The 15,822-nt window shown below is 64.1% G+C and carries 21 protein-coding genes; 9 read left to right on the forward strand and 12 right to left on the reverse strand.

Going from position 1 to position 15,822, the window contains the following annotated elements; genetic code table 11:
* From VF515_03365 to VF515_03385, 5 genes are read left to right on the forward strand one after another with little or no spacing between them, the layout of a single operon-like run.
* Positions 1-468, forward strand: a complete 468-nt coding sequence (locus VF515_03365; protein ID HEX7406671.1) for a Zn-ribbon domain-containing OB-fold protein — start codon at positions 1-3, stop codon at positions 466-468.
* The gene (locus VF515_03370; GenBank protein HEX7406672.1) at positions 465-1,118 is read left to right on the forward strand and encodes a PHP-associated domain-containing protein; all 654 of its coding nucleotides are present in this window, start codon (positions 465-467) and stop codon (positions 1,116-1,118) included. Before VF515_03365 ends, VF515_03370 begins: the two co-directional genes overlap by 4 nt.
* Positions 1,118-1,531, forward strand: coding sequence for a MaoC family dehydratase N-terminal domain-containing protein (locus VF515_03375; GenBank protein HEX7406673.1), 414 nt, complete (start codon positions 1,118-1,120; stop codon positions 1,529-1,531). Before VF515_03370 ends, VF515_03375 begins: the two co-directional genes overlap by 1 nt.
* Positions 1,532-1,582: 51 nt before the next feature.
* Complete coding sequence (locus tag VF515_03380; protein HEX7406674.1) at positions 1,583-2,011, forward strand: MaoC family dehydratase; 429 nt, start codon at positions 1,583-1,585, stop codon at positions 2,009-2,011.
* A gap of 19 nt (positions 2,012-2,030) precedes the next feature.
* A complete protein-coding gene (locus VF515_03385; protein HEX7406675.1) occupies positions 2,031-2,855 on the forward strand; it encodes a lysophospholipid acyltransferase family protein in 825 nt (274 codons plus the stop codon).
* A gap of 71 nt (positions 2,856-2,926) precedes the next feature.
* Here VF515_03385 and rplS read toward each other — a convergent pair whose 3' ends face one another.
* The 11 genes from rplS to VF515_03440 all read right to left on the reverse strand — a co-directional run bounded on the left by rplS (position 2,927) and on the right by VF515_03440 (position 10,392).
* Positions 2,927-3,274, reverse strand: a complete 348-nt coding sequence (gene rplS, locus VF515_03390; protein ID HEX7406676.1) for a 50S ribosomal protein L19 — start codon at positions 3,272-3,274, stop codon at positions 2,927-2,929.
* Positions 3,271-3,879 carry an RNA methyltransferase gene (locus VF515_03395; protein ID HEX7406677.1) on the reverse strand — a complete coding sequence of 203 codons (609 nt, stop codon included), beginning with the start codon at positions 3,877-3,879 and terminating at the stop codon, positions 3,271-3,273. Before VF515_03395 ends, rplS begins: the two co-directional genes overlap by 4 nt.
* Positions 3,872-4,606 (reverse strand): tRNA (guanosine(37)-N1)-methyltransferase TrmD, encoded by a 735-nt coding sequence (gene trmD / locus VF515_03400; protein HEX7406678.1) that lies wholly within the window; start codon positions 4,604-4,606, stop codon positions 3,872-3,874. Before trmD ends, VF515_03395 begins: the two co-directional genes overlap by 8 nt.
* The gene (gene rimM, locus VF515_03405) at positions 4,606-5,139 is read right to left on the reverse strand and encodes a ribosome maturation factor RimM (protein HEX7406679.1); all 534 of its coding nucleotides are present in this window, start codon (positions 5,137-5,139) and stop codon (positions 4,606-4,608) included. Before rimM ends, trmD begins: the two co-directional genes overlap by 1 nt.
* A 45-nt stretch (positions 5,140-5,184) precedes the next feature.
* Positions 5,185-5,418 carry a KH domain-containing protein gene (locus VF515_03410; GenBank protein HEX7406680.1) on the reverse strand — a complete coding sequence of 78 codons (234 nt, stop codon included), beginning with the start codon at positions 5,416-5,418 and terminating at the stop codon, positions 5,185-5,187.
* Positions 5,415-5,723, reverse strand: a complete 309-nt coding sequence (gene rpsP / locus VF515_03415) for a 30S ribosomal protein S16 (protein HEX7406681.1) — start codon at positions 5,721-5,723, stop codon at positions 5,415-5,417. The genes VF515_03410 and rpsP overlap by 4 nt, the downstream gene beginning before the upstream one ends.
* A gap of 35 nt (positions 5,724-5,758) precedes the next feature.
* Positions 5,759-7,090, reverse strand: coding sequence for a signal recognition particle protein (gene ffh / locus VF515_03420; protein ID HEX7406682.1), 1,332 nt, complete (start codon positions 7,088-7,090; stop codon positions 5,759-5,761).
* A gap of 123 nt (positions 7,091-7,213) precedes the next feature.
* Positions 7,214-7,543, reverse strand: a complete 330-nt coding sequence (locus tag VF515_03425; protein HEX7406683.1) for a hypothetical protein — start codon at positions 7,541-7,543, stop codon at positions 7,214-7,216.
* A gap of 103 nt (positions 7,544-7,646) precedes the next feature.
* Positions 7,647-8,036, reverse strand: coding sequence for a hypothetical protein (locus VF515_03430; GenBank protein ID HEX7406684.1), 390 nt, complete (start codon positions 8,034-8,036; stop codon positions 7,647-7,649).
* A 128-nt stretch (positions 8,037-8,164) separates the two neighbouring features.
* Positions 8,165-9,037 carry an aminotransferase class IV gene (locus VF515_03435; GenBank protein HEX7406685.1) on the reverse strand — a complete coding sequence of 291 codons (873 nt, stop codon included), beginning with the start codon at positions 9,035-9,037 and terminating at the stop codon, positions 8,165-8,167.
* Positions 9,034-10,392 (reverse strand): anthranilate synthase component I family protein, encoded by a 1,359-nt coding sequence (locus VF515_03440; GenBank protein ID HEX7406686.1) that lies wholly within the window; start codon positions 10,390-10,392, stop codon positions 9,034-9,036. The genes VF515_03435 and VF515_03440 overlap by 4 nt, the downstream gene beginning before the upstream one ends.
* Positions 10,393-10,500: 108 nt before the next feature.
* Here VF515_03440 and VF515_03445 point away from each other — a divergent pair, with 108 nt between their 5' ends.
* The 4 genes from VF515_03445 to glpX all read left to right on the forward strand — a co-directional run bounded on the left by VF515_03445 (position 10,501) and on the right by glpX (position 14,138).
* Positions 10,501-11,388, forward strand: a complete 888-nt coding sequence (locus VF515_03445; protein HEX7406687.1) for a S1C family serine protease — start codon at positions 10,501-10,503, stop codon at positions 11,386-11,388.
* Between the two features lie 47 nt (positions 11,389-11,435).
* Complete coding sequence (locus tag VF515_03450) at positions 11,436-12,422, forward strand: hypothetical protein (GenBank protein HEX7406688.1); 987 nt, start codon at positions 11,436-11,438, stop codon at positions 12,420-12,422.
* Positions 12,423-12,538: 116 nt separating this feature from the next.
* Positions 12,539-13,063, forward strand: a complete 525-nt coding sequence (locus VF515_03455) for a hypothetical protein (GenBank protein ID HEX7406689.1) — start codon at positions 12,539-12,541, stop codon at positions 13,061-13,063.
* A gap of 97 nt (positions 13,064-13,160) precedes the next feature.
* Positions 13,161-14,138, forward strand: coding sequence for a class II fructose-bisphosphatase (gene glpX / locus VF515_03460; protein ID HEX7406690.1), 978 nt, complete (start codon positions 13,161-13,163; stop codon positions 14,136-14,138).
* 164 nt (positions 14,139-14,302) lie between these two features.
* On the opposite strand, the gene miaB is transcribed toward glpX, so the two are convergent.
* Entirely contained in the window at positions 14,303-15,607 is a 1,305-nt protein-coding gene (miaB, locus tag VF515_03465) for a tRNA (N6-isopentenyl adenosine(37)-C2)-methylthiotransferase MiaB (GenBank protein HEX7406691.1), read from the reverse strand.
* Positions 15,608-15,822 lie beyond the last annotated feature (215 nt).

The raw sequence follows: 15,822 nt of genomic DNA on the forward strand, positions 1-15,822 counted from the left end.
ATGGCGGACGAGAAGAAATACCAGAAGCCGCTGCCTCGCATCGACGAAGAGTCGAAGGGGTTTTGGGAGGCGTGCCAACGGCACGAGCTGTATCTGCAGAAATGCCGCGCCTGCGGGACGCTGCGGTACTACCCGCGTGCCCTGTGCCCATCGTGCTTGTCCGCGGACACTGAGTGGGTGCTTTCTTCGGGCCGGGGCACGGTGTACACCTATACGGTGACCTACCAGAATCAATCCCCAGGCTTTCGTGAAGAGCTTCCGTACGTGCTGGCCTATGTCGAACTGGAGAAGGGTGTGCGCCTGCTGACGAACATCGTTGGCTGCGCGCCGGCACAGGTCAGAATCGGCATGCCCGTGCAGGTGAGCTTCGAAGACGTGACCCCGGAGGTCACACTCCCCAAGTTTCGGCCGGCGGGTGATAGCCCTCACCCTAGCCCTCTCCCAGGGGGAGAGGGAATCAGAGGATGATTCTCGATCTTCACACGCATTCCGACGCCTCCGAAGACAGCCGCGCCCCGGTCGAGACCTACCTCAAGTGGCTGGTGCGCAAGCGCGATGTCCTGCCCATCGATGGGATAGTCTTGACCGAGCATCGGCAGTGGGATCCGACGAAGGACTACCGCCGTCTGGAAGACCAGTACGGCATTCTCATCTTGCGCGGGGCCGAGGTGGAGACGGATTATGGGCATGTGCTGGTTTACGGGGTCAACGACGACATCACGCGGCGGTTCGATTTTGCCGACGTGCGGCTGTCGGCGCCGGAGTTGATCCCGGCCGTGGCGCACATGGGCGGGATTGCCGTGCCGTGCCACCCGGGGCGGCCGACCATCGGGTTGTGCGAGCACTACACCAGCAAACCGCCCATTGACGGCGTGGTGGCCGTGGAGGCGTTGAACGGTGGCAGCCGCCGGGGCGAGAACGAAAGGGTGCAGCAGTTGATCGACCGTTACGGTTACCACGCGTTTGGCGGCAGCGATTCGCATCTGGTCAGCTTCATTGGGATTTGCGCGACGGAGTTCGACCGCGATGTGCATGATGTCGAGGCACTGGTGCAGGCGCTGCGTGCGGGCGGATACCGTCCCGTCGATTTTCGCGACGGCTTGAAGATGAGCGCGTGATGAGTGTCGAGTTTGACCGTTCCATCATCGGTAGCGAGTTCGACCGCACCGTTTTCGGGCCGGTTACGGTGGAGAACATTCTCGAGTACATTGCGGTCACGGGCGAAACGGAGCCGCCCGCATCGCCGGCGGATCTCGTGGCCCCGCCCACGTTCGTCGTCTGCGTCCGCGGGCATCGTTTTATGCCCAAGAATGTGGCGGGCGTGCGCTCTGGTTTCGACGCGGGAAAGGACATCGAGTTCGGCGTGCCGGTCCGGCCCGGAGATGTGTTGACATCGGTCAGCACGGTACACGACATCTACGAAAAAACCGGCCGCAGCGGCAGCATGGCTTTCGTCGTCTTGCGCACCGTGGTGACCAATCAGCGCGGAGAGCAGGTGGCGGTGGTCGATCAGCGGATGATGTTCCGATGAAGACGTTGACGGGATACGACAGCCACGGGGCTTGCCGACACTGAGGTGCCTATGCCTGCACGATCCGATTTCGCGCACGTCGACGTTGGTGACGAATTGCGCACGCTGCGCCTGACGCTGACGCCGGAGCAGGTGAAGCAGTACGCGGTCACCGCGCGCATGCCAGGCGGCCGCTTCATGAGCGACGAAGCCGCCCGCAAGGAAGGCCTTCCCGGGCAAATCGCTCCCGGCAACATGAGCCTGGCGCTGCTGTCGCGGCTGATCGCGGCCTCATTCCCGGGCATGAGACTGCAGCGCCTGCATGCCACCTTCCGCGTTCCAGTGCGGCCCAACCTGCCGATCACGGTGCGCGGCGTGGTGACCGAGAAGCACACGAGCGAAGAGGGAAACTTCATCGAGTGCGATCTGGTGTTGGAAAGCGACGAGGGCGAACGCTGGGTGACTGGCACGGCAAGCGTCCACCTGCCGCCGCACAGCTGAAGCGCGTGGGGGCATGGTCGTGGCACGATCCGGAAGCCGAACTGCACAGCCCGCAGCGCGGGCCGCTGCTCCCGATCCTTTCGGTTTTGATCCGGCCTTTCTGGCGCGGATGCGGCCGGTCTACGGTTTCCTCTATCGGCGCTACTGGCGCGTGCAGACGGAAGGGCTCGAGCACATTCCCAGCGCCGGCGCGGCGCTGATCATCGGCAACCATTCCGGCGGCATTCCGCTCGACGCCGCCATGATCGCCGCCGCCGTCGATATCGAGCACCCTGAGCACCGTGTTGTACGATTTCTGTACGATCGCTTCGTCGCCAGCTTGCCGCTCATGGGCGAGTTCTATAATCGGATGGGTGCTGCCGTGGCTTCATTCGAGAACGCCCAGCGCCTGTTGCAGATGGGTGCGTTGGTCGGCATTTTCCCAGAAGGTGTCGAGGGCGTCGCCAAGGGGATCTGGCGCCGCTATGAACTGCAGCCGTTTCACAGCGGCTTCGTTCGCTTGAGTCTCTTGCTGCGCGTGCCGATCATTCCCGCCGCCGTTGTCGGGGCCGAGGAAACCTATCCCGTGATCGGCAAGTGGGAACATTTGGGGCCGTTGAAACAGCTTCTGAATGTGCCGTACGTTCCGCTGACTCCCCTGTTCCCGTGGTTCGGGCTACTCGGCGCGATTCCCCTGCCGACGAAGTGGCACATCCGCTTCGGGGCACCGATCCAGTTCTACACCAACGCTCGGCTGTGCCGCCCCAGGCACGGTCCGACGGTCCGCAAACTCGCGGAACGCGTCCGCCGGCAAGTGCAAGGCATGGTCCACGAGCTGCTCGTGGAGCGGGAATCGATCTTCTGAGGCAGGGGTTCGGGGGTTCGAGGGTTCAAGGGTCGTAAGACTTCGGCCCTCGAACCCTTGATCCCTCAATGTCAGCGGGTCACTTCTTCTTCGATGCGTGCGGCCTTGCCTGACAGTTTCCGCAGGTAGTACAGCTTGGCCCGGCGCACCACGCCGCGGGTGACCACGTCGATCTTTTCGAGACGGGGCGAATGCAGCGGAAAGGTCCGCTCCACGCCGATGCCGTACGAGGTCTTTCGCACCGTGAAGCTGGCTCGGTTGGCCCCCCGGCTCTTGCGCAGCACGACGCCTTCGAATACCTGGATCCGTTCCTTCTCGCCCTCGATGACCTTGACGTGGACACGGACGGTGTCGCCGGGCTTGAACTGAGGAACACCGGCTTTCAGCTGCTCGCTTTCGATCTTGTCGATCGGGTTCATGGCGCTCCCTCGCAGGACTGGATTTTCGCTGAGGAAGGCCTTTCATAGCCGGTGCCACGCAGTCGGTCAAGGATGACGGCAGCGGCCGCGCGGACCGACAGGTGGTTGTAATCGGTGGGGCCACACACCGGCTCGAGGATGATGTCGGCGCGGTCCGTCACCTCGGGCGCCAGCCCCCACCCTGTTCCCAGCACAATGAGGTGCGGGTCCGGGCTGGTATCCAGCTGGGCGCGTAGCGCCGGAAAGCTGATCCGGTCTGGTCCCCCGCGCGCCGAGGTCACGACCAGGCGCGGCCGCGCCCCGCTCTCGCGTTCCACGGCCACGATGACGCCGTCGAGATCGCGTTCCAGCCTGACGAGGCTCAGGGCGTCCTTACGTGTCACGTTGTACGTACTGCCGTGGCCCGTCTGCCAATGCTCGATGATCTTCGCCGCGAGCACATGCAATGCCTTGACCGGTGTGGCGACGTAGAAGGCCCGCACCCCGTAGGTGCGTGCGGAGCGGGAGATGTCGTGGATGTCCATGTTGGTCAAGGCCGTTGTCACCAGCATCCCATTCTTGTCGAGCACCGGATGGTGCAGCAGGGTGAGGTAAACGTCAGCCATGCGAAGATCGCCGTAAGGTTGCCAGAAAGGCGCGCTCCTCGTCGTTCAGCGGGGCCAGTGCCAGCAAGTCCGGTCGCCGCTCGTACGTCCGTCGCAGGGCCTCCTGCCTCCGCCAGCGCGCGATGGCTTGATGATCGCCCGAGCGCAGCACTTCTGGGACGCACAGCCCCCGGAATTCTGGCGGCCGGGTGTACTGCGGGTACTCCAACAGGCCGTGACTGAACGACTCGTCGGCGGTGGAGGTCGCGCAGCCCAGCACCCCGGGCACCAAGCGGCTGACGGCGTCGATTACAACGAGCGCCGCCACTTCGCCCCCGGAGAGAATATAGTCGCCGATGGACAGTTCCTCGTCGACGAACTCCCGCACCCGCTCGTCCACGCCTTCGTAGCGGCCGCACAGGAGGGCCAGCTCTGGCTGTCCGGCCAGCGCCACGGCGCGCGCCTGGGTGAGGATCCGTCCCTGGGGTGACAGCAGAATGCGCCGCGGCCGGTCCGCTCCGGTTCCCAAGGCCTCCAACGCCGCGACCACGGGGTCGGGCTTCATGATCATGCCGTCGCCGCCGCCGTAGGGGTAATCGTCCGTCACCCGATGTTTGTCGGTGGTGTAGTCACGGATGTTGTGCAGCACGAACTGCAAGGCGCCGCGCTCCTGTCCCTTTTGCAGCATCGTGCTGGAGATGGCCGAGGTGAAGAATTCCGGAAAGAGGGTGAGGACGTGGAACCGCATCACGAGTCGAGCAGCCCGGGCAAGGGTTCGATGACGATACGGCGGTGGGCGCGATCCACCTCTTTGACAATATCGGCGATGAACGGAATGAGATGTTCCTGCGTGCCGGCGCGCACGACGCAGATGTCGTTGCTCGTCGTCGTCATGACTTCTGCCACGATACCGATCTCCGCGCCGGCGGAGGTTACCACGGTCATGCCGAGCAGCTGGTAGTGATAGATTTCCCCCGCGCCCGTTGGCGGGAGGTCTTTCTCAGGTACGCAGACTTCGTATCCGACCAGTGCTTCCGCGGCCGTCATGGACTCGCAGCCTTCCAGGGTCAGCAGGATGAGGTGGCGGTGCGGGCGTACGGCGCCGACCACCCGCGGTTGTTGCTCGCCGCCGCGTCGCAGTACCACGTGCGTACCGGCGGCCAAAATGGTGGAAGAGGGGTTGTAGAGTCGCACCCGTAGCTCGCCACGGGTAGCGTGCGTGTTGACGATCTGTCCCAGCGGGATCAGCGTCTCGGGTGCAAGCGCGTCCTTGGCTGCCACCGCTTTTCCGCGGGGGTCGAGCAGCACTGCGTTCGCTGTGGGCGGCTATTCCTCAACGATCTCCAGCACCACCCTACGGTTGGTGCGAGATGCCGCTGCGTTGAGGATGGTCCGGATCGACTTGGCCGTCCGGCCTTGTTTGCCGATGACGCGCCCGAGGTCTTCCTTCGCCACTTTGAGTTCGAGAACCGAGGCGGTGTCGCCCTGCGTTTCCTTTACTTCTACAGCTTCCGGATTGTTTACGAGAGCGCGGGCAAGGAATTCGACCAGTGCTTTCATGTTTGCGCCTCCCCGGTATCTGGGGTGGGAGCGGACGTGTTCTGCGCAGCCGGGGCTTCGGCGCCTGCCAACCCGCAGCGCTTGATCAGCTGCGCGACAGTCGCCGAGGGCTGCGCGCCGAGCCGCAGCCAGTGAGACAGCTTGTCCTGTTGAAATTCGACACGGGAGGGACTCTGGGCCGGATCGTAGATCCCGACTTGATCCAGTCGGCGCCCGTCGCGGGGCGCCCGGCTGTCGGTGACGATGATGCGGTAGAAGGGGTGTTTCTTCGCGCCGTGTCGGGCCAGACGGATCTTAGTAGCCATGGTTGAAATGTACTCCTCTCGGTGGGGGCCGGCAATCACGTGGGCATGCCTTGCGGCAGGCCACGTCCGGCGAATTTGCTCATCTGCTTCATCACTTTTTTGGTTTGTACGAACTGCTTCAGGAAACGATTGACCTCGGTCACCGAGGTGCCGCTGCCGAGCGCGATGCGCTGGCGGCGGCTGCCGTTCAGGATCAAATGATTGCGGCGCTCCTCATTCGTCATCGAGCCGATGATGGCGTCTATGCGCTTGAGTTCCGTTTCGGCGGAACTCATGTCCAGACCCCGGGTGACCTTTTTCATCCCCGGAATCATTCCCAAGAGGTCGCCCATGGAGCCCATTTTGCGCAGGGTACGCAGCTGGTCGCGGAAGTCCTCCAGGGTGAATTCATTGCGCCGCAGCTTCTTTTGCAGCGCCAGGGCTTGTTTCTCGTCGTAGGCGCGTTCCACCTTCTCGACCAGGGTGAGCACATCCCCCATGCCGAGAATCCGCGTCGCCATGCGGTCGGGATGAAAGAGCTCCAACGCATCGAGTTTCTCGCCGGTGCCGGCAAAGAGCACCGGCGCCCCCGTGACCGCCCGTACCGAGAGCGCGGCGCCGCCGCGGGCGTCGCCATCGAGTTTCGTGAGGATGACTCCGGTCAGGTCCAGGCGGCTGTGAAAACCGCTGGCCACGTTGACCGCATCCTGGCCGGTCATGGCATCGACCACCAGGAGAATGTGGTGCGGGTGGATCGCGCCTTTGATCCGCTCGAGCTCATTCATCAGCCCGTCGTCGATGTGCAGGCGTCCGGCGGTGTCGATCAGCAGGACGTCATGGCCATGGTTTTTGGCGAACGTGAGCGCGTCGCGGCTGACCGCTACCGGATCGGCCCCTTCGTGGGACGGGTGCACCCCGCAGTCGATCTGTTTTGCCAGTGTGGTGAGTTGCTCGATGGCTGCCGGGCGATAGACATCGGCCGGTACCAGGTACGGTGTGCGCCCGTGCTCTGTTTTCAAGTAGCGGGCAAGTTTCGCGATGGTGGTGGTTTTTCCCGACCCATGCAGGCCCACCAGCATGATTGCCACCGGTGGCGGGGCCGCCAAGTCGAGCCGCGTCGCGGCGCCACCCATGAGCGCAGCGAGTTCGGCATTGACGATCTTGATGAACTGCTGCTCCGGCGTGAGACTGGCGAGCACTGCCTGGCCCAGCGCCTTGTCGCGGACTCGGTCGGTGAAATCTTTGACGACCTGAAACTGTACGTCGGCTTCGAGCAACGCCAGGCGCACCTCACGTACGGCCTCTTCGATGTTCCGTTCCGTGATCTTGCCGATCCCGCGCAACTTTCGGATCGTCTGATCGAATTTCTCGCTCAGGGTATCAAACATGTCAGTTGGGCCCGCCGTAGCGGATAAAGCTCTCTTGGGAGCAGTCGACGCTATAGAAAGCGGGACGGGTTGTCAAGAAACGGTCTGAGCGGGCCGGCGCGGTTGCGGCAGGCCCGACCCGGCTTACGGATTCGCTGACGGTGCCGCCGCTTCAGCTGGCGCGGCGCATCGTGCCTGGAGATCCTGCAGGCGCTTTTCAACTTCCTTTTTGTCGCGGTCGATGATTGCCTTCTGGCTATTCAGCGTGTCGCGTTCCTTTTGCAGGATGTTGACCCGCTCCCCCAACTTCGCCACCTGCTCTTTGAGGGCACCGGCCTGGCCCCAAATCTGGTAGCCGATGAACAAACCCGCCAGCATGGCAACGAGCAAGACGACCCCGCGCTGTGCAAAGGTCCACACCTTTTCCTGTAGCTGCTTTTGCTCGGCGCTGTCTTCGGGGTTGGTCGGCTGCATCGTTGTCTCCTTTTGCGCACAGATACAGCGCCTGGATACCACAGGCCGCTGTCGAAGAAAAGCGATGCGAAGCCGCGCCTTGTCGGACGTTCCACCCGGCGGATCAGGCGGCCCGCAGGGCTCCCGAGCGGTAGCGTTGGCGCCGATACGCCTCATGGTGCTCACGATTCCGCCAGCACCGCAAGGCGTGCCGGACCCCGGCGGGGTCGAGGCCGAACGTCTCACAGAGATTGACAAAGGAGAACGGCCAGTCCCAATCCGTGTCCAACACCCAGCGCTCCGCCTCCTCGAACTCCATTTGCCGGAGCGCGGAGGTGGGAGGCGCATTACGGCGATAGCAATCGATCCCATCTGCCAGCACCGCCCACATCAAGGCACGCTCGCCGCACGCACGCCGCGGTCCTCCCTGCTGCGTCCAGAACTGCTCCGGCAATACGGCGTGAGCCCCCAACAACTCCTGCACTGCCGATTCGGCTGTTTCACCCCGGTACATGGCTGTGCCTCCGTCCTTACAGTACAGTATAAGCATGAGCAATTAACCTGCCAAGGCACCTGGCTTGGGATACCGAGGTTCACGCCCGGTGGTCGGTGACGGTATCGTTGCTCGGTTCCAGAGACCCGCTATCTACGCGCCAGTGCGTGGTCGACCATTTGGCGATACAGGCGCTGCAGGCGTTGCGTGCGGGCGCCCACCTGGCCATTGCCGATACTCCGGGTGTCGACCGCAATGATCGGGACCACCTCCACCAGCGAAGAGGTGATGAACGCCTCGTCGGCATCGAGCAGATCGTGCGTGGTCAGCGGCCGCTCGGTGACACGCAGTCCGTCGGCGACCGCCGCTTCCATGATCAGCCGCCGCGTCAGGCCCGGCAGGACACCGCCAGGGGGCGGAGTGAGCAGCTGCGTGTGCCGCCAGACGAAGATGTTGCTGGTGGTGCCTTCGGTGACCAGCCCGTCAGCATTGACGAACAGTCCCTCAAAGGCTCCGTGGCGCGCGGCAATCACCTTCCCCAGCACCGCCGGCAAGTAGTTCAAGACCTTGTGCTCGACTAAAACGCCGTGGCGCGCAAACGGCAGCAGCGCGACCCGGGCGCCGCGCCGTTGCGCTTTGGCGATCGTTGGGTGCAGTGGGCCGGCGCTGATGATGAGCGTCGGATGGAGGCGCGATGGCGGTAACAAGGTGGGCGCCGCCACCCCACGCGTGACGGTGATCCGCACCCAGGCATCGGTGTCCAGAAGCTTGTTGCGCCGCAGCAACGCCACGATGTCTTTCTGCCAGGGTTGGCGGGGCAAGCCGATGCCAAGAAACGAAGCTGAAGCTTGCAGGCGGGAGAGATGCTCATCCAGCCCGAAGGGGCTACCCTTGTAAGCCCGCAAGGTCTCGAACAGGCCGTCGCCGTACAGCAGGCCACGGTCGAACACACTGATCTGGGCACGTGACGCGGCGAGCAGCCGACCATTGAGGTGGACAAACTGGGGTGTGGAAACCTTCATGGCGCTGCCGCCGCCGACACCGCCGCAAAGAACGGGCGTGCTTTCAGCAGCGTTTCCTCGTACTCGCAGTCGGCGATCGAGTCGGCCACGATGCCACCACCAGCATGGTAGGTTAACTGACCGGGGGTGGCAATCGCAGTGCGGATCGCCAGATTGAAAACGGCTGCGCCATCGTAACCGATGTAGCCGATGGCGCCGGTGTAAAATCCACGGCCGACCGGTTCCAACTCGTCGATGATTTCCATGGCGCGAACTTTGGGGGCGCCGGTGATCGATCCCCCGGGGAACGTTGCCCGCAACACCTCTGCCAGCTGCGTTCCGGGGCGCAGTTGGCCGCTGACCTTCGATACCAGATGGTGCAGGCTCGGAAATGTTTCCACCCGTGCGAAGTGCTCGACCCGTACGCTGCCCGTCCGGCAGATTCTGCCGAGGTCGTTGCGCTCCAGATCCACGATCATCAGGTGTTCGGCGCGCTCCTTGGCGCTGCGCTCCAATTCCTCAATGAGGCACTGATCACTGCGCCGGTCGGCGCCGCGTGGCCGCGTCCCCTTGATGGGAAAGGTGGCAAGGGTATCGCCGTGCCGCATCAGCAAACATTCAGGCGAGTTCGAGACGAGGATGAAGTCCCCGGCGTCGAGGTAGGCTCCGAAGGGCACCGTGTGCCGCTGCAGTGCCGCGAACACTGCCGCGGGCGGTGGCGGATCGCGGACCACAAAGCGCTGCGACAGGTTGATTTGATATACGTCACCGGCGGCGATGTATTCCAGTGCCGCCGCCACGGCGCTGAGATATTGCGCCTTGGTGACATCCGAGAACGTGCGAGGACGCACGCTGGTGCTCCGGCACGGCCTCGCTACGGCTCCGCGCCGCTCGATCTCTGCGGCGATGTCTTGCAGCGCGGCCGGCGAGCGCGGAGAGACGAGCCGGAAACGCCGATCGAGGTATGAGTACCACAGCAGCCAGTCGTAAAACGCCGCATAGAGAACGGGTACGGCGAGATCGTTGCGCCGCGGCCCGGGCCGGGGCTCGACCCAGTGGCGGAGGTCGTAGTTGAGGGCCGCGACCACGGCGGCCCCGCGCGCACCAGCGCCCGCCCGCGGCGCCCAATGGGCGTGGAAGCGGTCGAGCAGGTCGAGAGGGTGGCCCTCCCATCGGTGCGGCTTGCCGTCATCCATGCACGCGTCGCCGTTGGATTCGACGCGCAACGTGGCGCGCGGACGGAAGCCCAACATGGCGTCGCCCGTGCCCCAGGATCTCCGGTCGCCGCCGTCGAGTACGACGACGCCGGGCTGATCGGCGCAGCGCGCCAGCAACGCCGTCGGTGACAGCGCTAGCTCGACTTCTTGTGTCGTCATGCTATTCCTGCTGTGGAAAGCGAGCCCTTGTAACGGGGACTCCGCAGAGTTGCAACCGACCAAGCCGCGCACGCATCGGAACCCACTGCCTGTCGTATGAACGCCTCGGTGAAACTGATCGAACTCGTCCTCCCCGCCACCGTGGCGCTCAAGGCGACAGTTCCGGAAGAGCACCCGTCGGTGGGGTTTCTCGGGAGGGAACGCTTCGGGAGCGGTGTGGTCATTGATTCGGCAGGCCTCATCCTGACCGTAAACTACGTGGTCATGGGCGCACGCACGGTCGAGGTCACACTGCTCGATGACACGACCGTAGAGGCCCCCGTGGTGGCGCAAGATTTCGCCAGCGGCATCGCTGTGGTTGACATGGGCATGAAAGGACTGTCGGCCTTGAGGCTCGGCCGAACCTCCGAGCTCTCGGTTGGGCAGGAGATTTTCATCGCGGCGGCCGTGGGAGGAGACAAGCGCCGGGCAAACAACGGGGCGATCACGTCGCTGGGGGCGTTCGACGCGTATTGGGAGTACTCGTTGGACCCCGCGATTACCACCACGGCGATGAATCCCGGCCTTGGCGGTGCGCCGTTGCTCGACATGACGGGGCGTGTCGCTGGGATCGTTTCTTTGGATCTCGGCGAGGTCGGCCACTTCAGCCTGGCGATTCCGGTCGAGCATTTCGCCGACCACCGCGAGGAATTGCTGCGCCATGGCCGCCGGGTGTCGCGAGCGGCGCGCGCATGGATCGGTTTCTATTGTTACACCTTCCGTGATCACGTGGTCATCGCCGGCCTCCTCCCAGGTACACCCGGTGACCAGGCCGGGCTCAAGCCGGGCGATGTGGTCATGGCCGTCGACGACCAGCGCGTCGCTGGCCGCCACGAACTCTATGTCTATCTGTGGGCGCATTCGCCGGGAGAGATCATCAACTTTCACGTCTTCCGGAACAACGGCGTCGAGCAGGTAGCCGTGCCTGCCGGGAACGCCGAGGAATTCTTCGCGTAGGCCAGCGCCATGCTGCTGTCGCTTTTCTCAGCTGCACCCCGGTGCGTATGATTGCGTGCGTTTACGGGAAAGCCTTCGCCCCGTTTGTGGAAGAGGTGGCGTATGACCTGTGCGCCGCCGTCGCGGCGGCGGGCGGCGAGATGCGGGCTTTCACGCTCGAGGCGGCGATGGCTGATCCGGGATGCGGGGCGAACGTGCACCGGCTGTACGTGCTGCCGTTCGATGCGCCACCGCCAACCGCACCAGCCGAGATCATTCGGGAGATCTTCCCCAACGCCGAGCTGGTCAACAGCTTCGCGGTGCAGGACCTCTCCTGGGACAAGATCGCGACGCAGGAACTCTTGCTGGATCGTGGCGTTCCGGTGCCCGACACTTTGGTGAGTTCGGAGCCGGCCGACGTCCACCACTTCGTTCACCAACACGGATTCGCGATTCTGAAGGAACGCCATTCCTGCGGCGGGCAGGGCCATATCGTTCTGTGGTTTGAGGGCGAAGACCTGGTCGGTGACTGCGGCAGCCATCAGTACCAGATGGATTTGGTCCCCCACGGCCAACGGCGACTGGAGGGCGTGCGCCTGATTTATCCCGGGCCTTTCTACGTCCAACGTCTGATAGCGGACATCGGGATCCACCGCATGTCGCCCGGCCAGGTGCTGCGGGCCTACATCGTCGACAGCCAGATCGCTTTCTGGACCGAGCGCTACCGCGACCGCTATGACCGCCCCTCAGACTGGATCATCAACGTCGGCCTAGGGGCGCGGTACCGCTTCCTGCAAAACATCAGCGAGGAGGCGAAGAAGATCGCTGTCCGCAGCGCTGAGGTCACCGGCATGCGTGTCGGCGTCGTTGATCTGATCCGTACGGGCAGCATGGGTCCCTATGTCCTCGAGGTGGATACCGACGGCCACCACATGCTCATCGACCGCCAGTTCAAGCACATTCCGGATTACCGTGACTTCTTCAATTTCGAGCGCTTCATCGCGGAAGCCTTGCTGGCCGAGCCAGTGATCCCAAAGCGGCCGCAGGCACGCTAAGGGAGTGACCCTGCCCGGGCAGACCTCCGCGATCGGCCGCTGCCGTTTTGACTCGCCGGGGCGTCGATGCTACTTGCCGGCCGAGGCGTCGAGGCGGGAAGTTCAAGGAGGTCTTCATGAAGCCATTCATTCTTCCGAGTGCGTTGGCAGCCATGCTCTTCCTGGCGGGATTTGCCGCGGCCCAGAGTGCCGTGGAACCCGTGAATTTCTCGAAGTTGCTGCCCTTCCTGCCCGACAAGGTTGAAGGCTTCGTGCCGGGGAAGCCCCAGGGCTCCACCACCTCGGCCATGGGCTTCAAACTGACGGAGGTCTCGCGCTCCTACCACAAGGGCAAGGGGGACTCCGAGGAGACGGTCAGCGTCAAGATCACCGACGGCGCGGGCAACCAGTTCTTCGCCGCGGCGCAGGCGGCGATCGCGCAGTTCAGCAATGAAAGCACGGAGGGCTACGAGAAGGGGTTTACGCTCGACGGCTACCCGGCGATCGAGAAATACACCACTGAAAGCAAGGACGGGTCGCTGCGCGTGTTTGTCGCCGGCCGGTATCTGGTGGAAATCGAGGTCAACAGTCTTGAGAGCAAAGCGCTGCAAGAGTGGTGGAAGAAGATCGACGCCAAGAAGCTGTCGGACCTGAAGGCGTAGGGTCGGCAGAGCAGCGCTGCCCTTCGAGCGGGGTATGGCGCGGACACATTGCTGCTCCGCGCCCGATGTGCGAGTAGAACGATAGGGGGTAAGGCGTATGGCCATGGAGAATCTGCTGTCGCGTGAGTTCTTGCGGGTCGTCGAGGAGGCTGCCATCGCTGCGGCCCGGACGATGGGGAAGGGGGACCGGCATGGGTCAGACCAGGTTGCGGTCGAGGCCATGCGGGAAGCGATGGACACACTGCCGATGCGCGGCACGGTGGTCATCGGCGAAGGCGAACGAGACGAGGCGCCGATGTTGTTCATCGGCGAGAAGGTCGGCCGCAATGAGGCTGACGACATCGAAGTCGACATCGCCGTCGATCCACTCGAAGGCACGAACCTGTGTGCTACCGGCTCACCCGGCGCCATCGCGGTGCTGGCCGCCTCCAACCGCGGCGGCCTCTTGCACGCCCCGGATTGCTACATGGAGAAGATCATCGTCGGGCCCGCTGCCAAGGGCGCGATCCACCTCGACGCCCCGGTGGCGGAGAATCTCAAGGCCATTGCCAACCGGCTGCATCGCTCCGTCAAGGATCTGGTGGTGATCGTGCTCGATCGGCCGCGCCACGAGAATCTGATCGAAGACATCCGCAGCGCCGGTGCCCGCATCCGCCTCATCGGCGACGGTGATCTCGGAGCCGGCATCTCGGCTGCCGTGCGCCGCACCAACGTACATGCCGTCATGGGAACCGGTGGCGCGCCGGAAGGCGTGCTGACGGCGGCCGCCCTGCGTTGCCTCAACGGCAGCATGCAGGCTCGCCTGGTGCCGACCAAGGAAGGGCAAGAGGAGCGCATGAAGGCCATGGGAATCTCCGATCCCAAGCGCATTTACACGGAGCGCGACTTGGCCCCCGGCCCCGACATTATCTTTGCGGCCAGCGGCGTGACCGACGGCAGCCTGCTGCGCGGCGTGCGCTTTTTCGGCCACGGCTTTCGCACCAACTCGTTGGTGATGGCCCTGCAAGACCGGATGATCCGCTTCGTCGATACCGTCCGGCTCGATGGCGCGGCGGACGTGGTGGTGGAATTCTAGGGGCTGCGCCCCGCGTCGGTTTGACGGGACCGCTCCCCGCCCGCACTCCAGAGGCTTCCGGCGGACGTGTTGGGTCGCTTCAGGCGGCTCCGAACGAAACGTGACCCATGGACCACAAGTTCCTGGCGTCAAGTGCCCTGGCCGGCTGCGCCCCACGTCGGTTTCTATTGTTTTCCCGGTGACGTGCCCACCAGCGTGTGGGCCGTAGCGTCGGTCACCCGGACCTGTGCCAGATCGCCGACTTTCGTGCCGTCGGCCGGAAACACCACGGTCTTGAACTGCGGCGATTTTCCCGCGTGCCATCCGTCCCGCCGGCGTGCGGGACCTTCGACCAACACCTCGGTGGTTGAGCCGATCAGGGTGCGGTTGATGGCCGCCGATCGTTCCTCCTGCAGGGCAATGATCGTTTGCAGGCGGCGGCCCTTTTCTTCTCCGCAGACAGTTTCCGGCCACTTGAACGCCTTTGTGCCGCTGCGCGCCGAATACTTGAACATGAAGGCGCTGTGGTAACCCACCTCCCGCATTAGGGCACAAGTAGCGAGAAAGTCGGCCTCCTCTTCGCCCGGGAAACCGACGATCACATCTGTCGTCAAGGCGATGCCCGGAACGGCCCGCCGCAGGCGCTGGACCAAATCCAGATACTCCGCCACGGTATGTCCCCGTTCCATGCTCGCCAGGATGCGGTCCGAGCCGGACTGCACCGGCAAGTGCAACTGCGGGCAGACCTTGTGGCAGCTCGCCATCGCGTCGATGACGGCCTCGGTCATGTCGGACGGGTGTGGAGAAGTGAAGCGGATGCGTTCGATCCCAGCGACGGCGTTGGTACGTCGCAGCAGCTCGGCAAAGTCCACCGCGCCGTCGCGGTAGGCGTTCACGGTCTGACCCAAGAAGACGATCTCGCGGTAGCCGGCGCCGGCGAGCTGGCGGACCTGATCGACAATGGCATCCGCCGGCAAGCTGCGCTCGCGCCCGCGCACGTACGGCACGATACAGAAGGTGCAGAACTTGTCGCACCCGCGCATGATGGTGACCCAGGCCCGTACGCCGGCGTCCCGCTGCGGGACAATGTCCGCGTAGGTCTCGGCGCGATCGAGGCGGACGTCCACCAACGGATCGCCGGCGGCGCCGCCGAGCAGTTCCGGCAGGCGGCGGTAGGCGTCGGGGCCCACGACGAAGTCGACAAACGGGATCTTGGCCTGCAGGCGATCGCGGACATGCTGCGCCATGCAGCCGGCGACGCCCAGCAGCACATCCGGCCGCCGGGCTTTGTGGCGCACCAACTCGCCCAGACGGCTGAGCACGCGTTCTTCGGCGTGCTCGCGGATGGCGCAGGTGTTGAGCAGAATCACGTCGGCGTCGGTAGCGTTGGTGGTGCGCTGATAGCCGTGCTGTCCGAGGTGGCCGAACAGCAACTCCGTGTCCGCCAGATTCATCTGGCAGCCGTAAGTTTCGATATACACGCTACGCATGTTGAAGCGACCGAAAGTCGTCTATATATATCGGTGCCGCGAAACGGTTACAACGCGAGGCAAAGCATGGCCCAAGACGCATTCGAACAGCTCGAAGCGAGTTTACTCCTCTGCCCACAGTGCCGCGTGGCGATGCCGGTACGGAAGCGCTTGCTGCTCATTCTGCCTGAAGGGAACAAATTCGAGTACCTCTGCACCCAGTGCAGCGCCGTCTG

It is taken from the genome of Candidatus Binatia bacterium (assembly GCA_036382395.1).
GTDB lineage: Bacteria > Desulfobacterota > Binatia > HRBIN30 > HRBIN30 > JAGDMS01.

Coding starts and splice junctions, on each gene's coding strand:
- VF515_03435 (HEX7406685.1), bottom strand. CDS start 9,037: ATGAAGGTTTCCACACCCCAGTTTGTCCACCTCAATGGTCGGCTGCTC.
- trmD (HEX7406678.1), bottom strand. CDS start 4,606: ATGCGGTTCCACGTCCTCACCCTCTTTCCGGAATTCTTCACCTCGGCC.
- VF515_03425 (HEX7406683.1), bottom strand. CDS start 7,543: ATGCAGCCGACCAACCCCGAAGACAGCGCCGAGCAAAAGCAGCTACAG.
- VF515_03370 (HEX7406672.1), top strand. CDS start 465: ATGATTCTCGATCTTCACACGCATTCCGACGCCTCCGAAGACAGCCGC.
- glpX (HEX7406690.1), top strand. CDS start 13,161: ATGGCCATGGAGAATCTGCTGTCGCGTGAGTTCTTGCGGGTCGTCGAG.
- VF515_03395 (HEX7406677.1), bottom strand. CDS start 3,879: ATGGCTGACGTTTACCTCACCCTGCTGCACCATCCGGTGCTCGACAAG.
- VF515_03430 (HEX7406684.1), bottom strand. CDS start 8,036: ATGTACCGGGGTGAAACAGCCGAATCGGCAGTGCAGGAGTTGTTGGGG.
- VF515_03410 (HEX7406680.1), bottom strand. CDS start 5,418: ATGAAAGCACTGGTCGAATTCCTTGCCCGCGCTCTCGTAAACAATCCG.
- miaB (HEX7406691.1), bottom strand. CDS start 15,607: ATGCGTAGCGTGTATATCGAAACTTACGGCTGCCAGATGAATCTGGCG.
- rpsP (HEX7406681.1), bottom strand. CDS start 5,723: ATGGCTACTAAGATCCGTCTGGCCCGACACGGCGCGAAGAAACACCCC.
- VF515_03380 (HEX7406674.1), top strand. CDS start 1,583: ATGCCTGCACGATCCGATTTCGCGCACGTCGACGTTGGTGACGAATTG.
- VF515_03450 (HEX7406688.1), top strand. CDS start 11,436: ATGATTGCGTGCGTTTACGGGAAAGCCTTCGCCCCGTTTGTGGAAGAG.
- VF515_03365 (HEX7406671.1), top strand. CDS start 1: ATGGCGGACGAGAAGAAATACCAGAAGCCGCTGCCTCGCATCGACGAA.
- VF515_03375 (HEX7406673.1), top strand. CDS start 1,118: ATGAGTGTCGAGTTTGACCGTTCCATCATCGGTAGCGAGTTCGACCGC.
- VF515_03455 (HEX7406689.1), top strand. CDS start 12,539: ATGAAGCCATTCATTCTTCCGAGTGCGTTGGCAGCCATGCTCTTCCTG.
- VF515_03440 (HEX7406686.1), bottom strand. CDS start 10,392: ATGACGACACAAGAAGTCGAGCTAGCGCTGTCACCGACGGCGTTGCTG.
- ffh (HEX7406682.1), bottom strand. CDS start 7,090: ATGTTTGATACCCTGAGCGAGAAATTCGATCAGACGATCCGAAAGTTG.
- rplS (HEX7406676.1), bottom strand. CDS start 3,274: ATGAACCCGATCGACAAGATCGAAAGCGAGCAGCTGAAAGCCGGTGTT.